The following is a 2,242-nucleotide window of genomic DNA, read 5'->3' as shown; positions in this document are numbered from 1 at the left end:
CTTGTAGGTCACCACACGCGAACCAGCGGGCTCGATGGAGCGGGTCTGGGCCACGGTGGCGGCTTCGGCGGCCACTTCGGCGCGGGTACGGTTGGTTTCAAACTTCGTGGCGAACTGCGAAGCATCGGCTTCGTCGGCGTGGGCGCCAAAAGAGGCGAAAGCAGCAACAGCGGCGATAGAGAGGAAACGTGCGGTGTTGTTCATGATGAAAATCCTTGAAGTTAAAAAGCGTCTCAAAAAAGCCGGGTCAAAAAACCATTCCTGAACCGGGTTCGGTGAGTCGCCTTGCGGGTTCGGCTCATCGATGGGATGAACTGTACGCCGATGGTGTTCAAGGAAAAACTATCTGGTCGCGAACTGACTGTTTCAGTATTTGGAACAATGATGCGCGACGTGGACAGACAAAAAAACCCGTGGCTGCTTTCAAAAGCCACGGGTAAGGCGGGCGCAAAGGAATGGTGAACACCGCCAAGCGGCCTGCTCCAGCACCCTCTGACCCAGGCCGCGCAACCCGCCCAAAGGCGAAGAGTTTTTTGGCTGCACGCAAGAGCTTCGCGCAAATGCCCTGGCAGCAGCCTCTCAGTACAGGTACACCGCGCCCGCGTTGGTGCGGCTTTCGTCGGCCTGGTTGCCGCCAATGCCGTTCGCCCCTCCGTCTTCGGTCGAAGCCCCGACAGCCAGCGTGTTGCCGTCGCCCGACAGCGCCACCCGGCCACCAAAGCGGTCGCCACTGCCGGTGTTCGGCGCTTTCAGATAGGTTTGTTGCGCCCAGGTGCCTGCGGTGCGGCGAAACACCAGCACGGCGCCCGCATCGGCGGCCGTGGTGTCGGCCTGGTTGCCGTTGAAGCCCGTGGCGGCGCTGTTGTCGCGGTAAGAGGGCACCACCAGCGTGTTGCCGTCACTGGACATGGCGAGGTTGTTGCCGAAGCGGTGAGGAGTGCGGGTGTTGGAGGCCTTCAGGTAGGCCTGCGGCTGCCAGGTGCCGCCTGCGCGGGTGTAGACAAACACGGCCCCCGAGTTGAGTGCCAGGCTGTTGCTGGCAGGCTGCACCACATAGACGCCCGTGTGGTCGCTGCTGTCTCCGTCCATGCCCACTGCCAGCGTGTTGCCGTCCCCCGACAGCATGACCGCTACGCCAAAACGGTCCAGTGCCAGAGGGCTGGGCGCCTTGAGGTAGGCCTGCTGCGCCCAGACCCCAGCATTGCGCTGGAACACATAGGCAGCCCCGGCGTCCTGCAAAGAGTCGTCGCCCGGGGTGGCTGCCGAGGCGCTACGCTCAAAGAATGCACCCACCGCCAGCGTGTCGCCGCTGCCAGACAGGCTGAGGTAGATCCCAAAAAAATCCCCTGCCCCCGCGTTAGATGCCTTGATGTAGCCCTGCTGCGCCCAACTGGTGCCGGTACGGCTGAACACATAGGCTGCGCCGGAGGACGCGAACGCCGCATTGCCATGGGCGCCGGTCAGGTCGCCGCTCTCATAGTAGGCGCCCACAGCCAGGGTATTGCCATCGGCCGAGAGCGCAACAAACGCGCCGAACAGGTCGAACGCAAAAGTGTTGCTGGCCTTGATGAAGGCCTGTTGCGACCAGGCGCTGCCCGAGCGGGAATACACGTACACCGCGCCGGAGCTGCTGGCCAGGTTGTTGCTCGGAGGCATCACCGCGAAGGTTCCTGTCTGGTCGCCACTTTCACCATCCGCACCAATGGCCAGCGTGTTGCCGTCGGCCGACAGAGCCACTGCGTTGCCAAAGTAGTCGTTGGCGTCGCCACCAGGCGCGGTAATGCGCGCCTGTTGTGTCCAAGTACTGCCGGTGCGGGTGAAGACGTACACCGCCCCCGTGTTGCCCCCCTCGCCATAGGCCCCAACAGCCAGCGTGGTGCCGTTGGCGGACAAGGCCACCCTGTTCCCAAACCGCGCTTCAGCCGTGGTGCTGGAGGCTTTGAAGTAACCAACGGCCTGCACCATGTCTGCCGCCACCGGGGCCGACGAGACGCTGCACCCGCTGATATTGCAGGCCCGCACTGTGTAAGTGGCGTTCAGCCGCTGGTGCAGCAACACTGGCACCGCATGCGCCAGCGTGGTGGTTGCGGTGGAGCCAATCTGCGCAGCCGCCAGCGGGCCTGCGCCATCGGGGTCTTCGTACACGGTGTAGCTGGTGGCATGGGTGGCCGGTAGCCACGAGAAGTTCAAAACCTTCGGCCCATAGGTGATACCCAGGCCCAGGGGTGCTGCGGCAATGGGG

3 protein-coding genes are annotated in these 2,242 nt (G+C 63.6%); 1 reads left to right on the top strand and 2 read right to left on the bottom strand.

The features are described 5' to 3' along the window. On the bottom strand, window positions 1-204 hold a 204-nt coding region (locus tag DBR12_RS06655), incomplete at its 3' end, for a DUF4148 domain-containing protein (protein ID WP_108616541.1). Between the two features lie 105 nt (window positions 205-309). Here DBR12_RS06655 and DBR12_RS22325 point away from each other — a divergent pair. Continuing rightward, complete coding sequence (locus tag DBR12_RS22325; RefSeq protein ID WP_199226649.1) at window positions 310-462, top strand: hypothetical protein; 153 nt, start codon at window positions 310-312, stop codon at window positions 460-462. 117 nt (window positions 463-579) lie between these two features. Here DBR12_RS22325 and DBR12_RS06650 read toward each other — a convergent pair. Continuing rightward, a partial coding sequence (locus tag DBR12_RS06650) for an FG-GAP repeat protein (protein WP_108616540.1) occupies window positions 580-2,242 on the bottom strand: 1,663 nt, incomplete at its 5' end.

Source organism: Acidovorax sp. HMWF029 (assembly GCF_003060895.1).
Classification (GTDB): domain Bacteria; phylum Pseudomonadota; class Gammaproteobacteria; order Burkholderiales; family Burkholderiaceae_C; genus Acidovorax.
Note: the sequence above shows the minus strand (reverse complement) of the source record. Positions and strands in the feature narration are given on the sequence as shown.

Bases quoted from the DNA above. Each gene is read 5' to 3' on its own strand.
- DBR12_RS22325 (WP_199226649.1), top strand. From the start codon at position 310: ATGAACTGTACGCCGATGGTGTTCAAGGAAAAACTATCTGGTCGCGAA.